This is a genomic window from Collinsella aerofaciens (assembly GCF_040926185.1).
Classification (GTDB): Bacteria; Actinomycetota; Coriobacteriia; order Coriobacteriales; family Coriobacteriaceae; genus Collinsella; species Collinsella aerofaciens_BC.
The window spans coordinates 1-3421 of sequence record NZ_JBCOIQ010000036.1 but is presented as its reverse complement, the minus strand read 5'-3'; the positions used below and the strand labels follow the sequence as shown (position 1 = coordinate 3421).

The window sequence follows — 3421 nt, the reverse complement described above, 5'->3', positions numbered from 1 at the left end:
TAGTAGCTCTCGGCAGAATCGAGAAAGGCGGCGTCGGTTTGAGCGGCGAGGGCGGCGTTCGCGTATCTTGCAAGCTCAGCGTCATCTTGCTGCTCTGGCGATAGGTCTGTGCCGCTGGCCTGGGGCGCGCGCGTATTGAATGCGTCGACAAAGCCCTGCATGCCCTGCTTCATAAAGAAGGGCCCGTAGATGGGTGAATTGAACGCAATGGGGACGGAAAAGGCTGCAGCGAGAACGAGCGCACAAATCCATACGGCCTTGTCTCTTAGGATTAGTTTGAGAAGAAGTCGACAGTACATTTAGAAGCACCTACATTTCTCAAAGCATTGTTAGATTAAAAGTAACAGACCGGATGAAGATGCGTGCGATGGGGGCGAGGCGAATGGCTGAGCGGTATCGATACGCTGGTTCAACGGTATTATATTGACCACATAGATTATTAACTTGCATTTCTAACAGTTAAGGAGACGGGTGCTTTCCAGCACACTCCTTCGATGATGCCTTCCGCTAGTTGCTATGCCGGTTTCAGCCAACAAAGAATGTGCCCGGGCGCTCAGGTTCACCGTTAGCGTTGGCAACATATGAGATGGGCCAGACCCTTGCCGCGCGCCGATTGCGCGAGAGGTGTCGGGCTCCATGTTTATTCCACCTGCTTGTTATCAACCAGCTTCGTTCAACGTCAGACATTCAAGATGTCAGACGTCGAACCTGCGCCAAAGACGCAGCTGGGGCTACTAGTTGCCTACAATCGCTCGCGAAGCTCACCTGTTCGTGCGTGAATGTCTGACAGCTCCGTCAGACATTGTCGGACATTTGATTGTTCGAAAAATGCGCACGTGGTCGCGTTCGCAAAGATAACTGAACGGTCGATGGGTGCGTTGAGACCGGAGCAAACGGCGGATGCCAGAAAAATGGCCTCACAGAATCGCACCCATGCTTGATAAAATTGACCGCCCGGGCGCAAATACCCGGGCGGTCAATTCATCCCCTCGTTCGCGATCCTGTTGGGTTTTGGGGCTTTGACATGTTGTTGACGGATGGATCAGCCGTACAGCTTGATCTCCCGGGTTCCATGTGGTCGTCCCCCAATAAGACGTCCCTGATGTAGCTCTGCGGCAGGAACTCGACGGGCAGCACTGGGTCGTCGACGTAGCCGGGCACGGGGAGTAGGCGTGGCCTTTGGATATAGCGTGGCCGCCTGCCGGCGGTCGGACTGCCACTTCAGCCAAAAGCTCAGGCGCGCGCATTAAAATAATGAATATATCGCTTGATGGGCTTTTGGCCAAGCATGAACATCGCAGTTAAATCCGTGTACCAAAAATTGGTACATGGATTTACCTGCGATTTGTTGAAAGCTCTGACATGCGCTGTCGACTTCATTAAAATCGATTGCCGATCAAGTCTTCCTATATATGCGAGCCCCAAGAAACTGCGCTGTGAAGCTGAGTCCTCTATCGATCGGCCCGGTGCACCGGGCCGCTGTCCTCGAGCCGGCAACAGCTTGCCGGTCTCAAAACGTATACTTGATTTAAGGCGGAGTGGAATGTGGGCGCGCAAGGAGATGCGGAATCGATGAGAGCCTCAAAAAAAATTACTGCAGTGTTATCATCTTTCATCCTCTCTATTCTTCCATTTCTGATTCTATGGACGGCTTGGTCAGTCCTCCCTGATACAATTCCCGCTCATTGGAGTGGGGGTGTGGTTGATCGATGGGGTAATAAGCTTGAATTGCTGGTTGTTCCGCTGTTTTCTCTGATTGGTTCTATTGCAATTTCTGTGTACCTTATTGTTTCCACGCGGCGAAGAGAGTTCGCGGATTTCTCTGTTCGAATGCGACGGGACTTTGTTGCGTGCAATATTTCTAGTCTTCTTTTATCGACAACCTGCTCAGTGATAATTGCCGTTTGGGTTCAGTTGATTCTTACGCAAAACACTGCGGTTGATGGGGGGCTTGGACTATCGATCCTGTATTCCCTTCCCGGGCTATATGTGATCTTGTGCGCTTTGCCGCCTTTTTATGCGAGCGGCGAGAGCAAAAAGGCAGAGCGCCTGATAACAGTTCTTATTGGCGGCGCGGAGATTGTTCTTTGTGGAATAGTGCTTGAAGGTCCGGCTGCCTCTTATGCGATGATTGGACTGATGATTCTGTTCTGTGCGTTTGAGATTGTGTCACAGGTAAGGGATAGCCGGTCCTTATGAGTTGAATTACGCGCGTGCGGATATAAAGGGTGGCATGTTAAATTTGTTGAAAACTCTGACATGCGCTGCCGACTTCATTAAAATCGATTGCCAATCAAGTCTTCCTATATATGCGAGCCCCAAGAAACTGCGCTGTGAACCTGAGTCCTCTATTGATCGGCCCGGTGCACCGGGCCGCTGTCCTCGAGCCGGCAACAGCTTGCCGGTCTCAAAACGTATGCCGTCCGGCACGACCGACGGCCGAGTCTTGCGCCCCGTTCGGGCAGCGCCAGAACCCCGTGCCGGAACCCATGCGGTCGATTGCAGGGGAATTCAGCCGAGGCCATCGAGGAGCCGACCTAGGGACGGTGCCCTCAGTCCTCGAAGGATTTCAACCGCCCCTTAAAGGCTCGGATTGATTTAACGGTTGATTCAATCCGGCAGAATATGCCGGGCATGGACCGGTTGACACAATGTAAGGTAAAAAGCAGATGCGGCCGTACGCCGGTGCGGGGTTCGGGTGATGTGATAGAAAGTAATACACGTATTACATCTAACCGGAAGGTGCATCATGGCAACCGCCACCGCAGCCCTGAGAACCCCCGAGGACCTCGCGAACAGGTACGACCGCCTGGCGAAGTCGACGGGCCGCACGAAAACCTTCTACATGACGGAGGCGCTTGCCGCAGAGATAGGCAGGCTCGAATACGAGTACGGCCTCATGAATTATCCGGGAAGCGTTTGGTTGCAAGGTATGCCAGTGTGCGGGGCCTGATTCGTCAGGCCCCGCACAGGGGGACCGCGATGGTGGCCACCGCGCCGCCCGAGGGGCTGTTGGCGAGCGAGACGGAGCCCCCGTGGGCGCTCGCGGCCTCGGAGGCGACGTGGAGGCCGGGCCCGTAGTGGCAGCCTCCGTCGCGCGAGGAGCGGGATGAGTCGTCTGTGAAGAGGCGCTCGCAGCCGCGTTCGAGGGCGGCGGGAGAGAAGCCCGGCCCGTCGTCGGACACCTCGATGACGAGGTGTCCGCCCGCGACGTCGCAGGAGACCGCCACGCGCGAGCGCGCGTGCTCGGCGGCGTTGGCCACGAGGTTCGCGGCGGCTCGCGCCAGGGCGGTTCGGTCGAGCGGGGCCTCGGGCGCGCCCGCGACAGCGGGGCCCGTGGCCGTGTCGAGCGTCACGCCTCGCGCCCGGGCGATCTGGGCGGCCTCGGCGAGGACCTGCTCGCAGAGCTCGGCCGGCCGCA

Annotated in this window: 3 protein-coding genes; 2 read left to right on the top strand and 1 reads right to left on the bottom strand. The window is 56.3% G+C overall.

Annotated elements, in window-relative coordinates; all coding sequences use genetic code 11:
* The first annotated feature begins 1572 nt into the window (after positions 1 to 1572).
* Both AB5750_RS09630 and AB5750_RS09625 read left to right on the top strand, forming a co-directional pair.
* Positions 1573 to 2199 carry a DUF1648 domain-containing protein gene (locus AB5750_RS09630; protein WP_368154996.1) on the top strand — a complete coding sequence of 209 codons (627 nt, stop codon included), beginning with the start codon at positions 1573 to 1575 and terminating at the stop codon, positions 2197 to 2199.
* A gap of 550 nt (positions 2200 to 2749) precedes the next feature.
* A complete protein-coding gene (locus tag AB5750_RS09625; RefSeq protein WP_368146270.1) occupies positions 2750 to 2953 on the top strand; it encodes a hypothetical protein in 204 nt (67 codons plus the stop codon).
* A 4-nt stretch (positions 2954 to 2957) separates the two neighbouring features.
* Here the strand turns inward: AB5750_RS09625 and AB5750_RS09620 are convergent.
* On the bottom strand, positions 2958 to 3421 hold a 464-nt coding region (locus tag AB5750_RS09620), incomplete at its 5' end, for a sensor histidine kinase (protein ID WP_368146272.1).

Coding starts and splice junctions, on each gene's coding strand:
- AB5750_RS09630 (WP_368154996.1), top strand. CDS start 1,573: ATGAGAGCCTCAAAAAAAATTACTGCAGTGTTATCATCTTTCATCCTC.
- AB5750_RS09625 (WP_368146270.1), top strand. CDS start 2,750: ATGGCAACCGCCACCGCAGCCCTGAGAACCCCCGAGGACCTCGCGAAC.